General features: G+C 57.7%; 1 pseudogene. It reads right to left on the bottom strand.

What is annotated here, in order from left to right:
* Positions 1 to 101: 101 nt before the first annotated feature.
* A pseudogene (locus L9G74_RS24530) lies at positions 102 to 248 on the bottom strand (hypothetical protein); the annotation flags it as partial.

Genomic DNA, 248 nt, shown 5'->3' with positions numbered 1-248 from the left:
GCCTCCTGGGCAATCGCATTCGCATCAGCGACCTTGACCTTGACAGTGTCAAAGAACGGCAGTTCCTGCACAGTCACTGTTCCGAGCTTCATCAGTCAATGGGCAAAGGTACCAGCCAGGCCGTGTACACGGTCGGCAATTGCCTTTAGCCCCTCGGGACCATTGTAGACAGCATACATCGCTGCCATGTTGGCGAGCAAGGCCTGGGCAGTGCAGATGTTGCTGGTGGCCTTGTCGCGGCGGATGTG

This window comes from Shewanella electrica (genome assembly GCF_022321485.1).
Lineage (GTDB): Bacteria > Pseudomonadota > Gammaproteobacteria > Enterobacterales > Shewanellaceae > Shewanella > Shewanella electrica.
The sequence above is the reverse complement of the archived record's forward strand: the minus strand, read 5'-3'. Positions and strand labels throughout refer to the sequence as shown.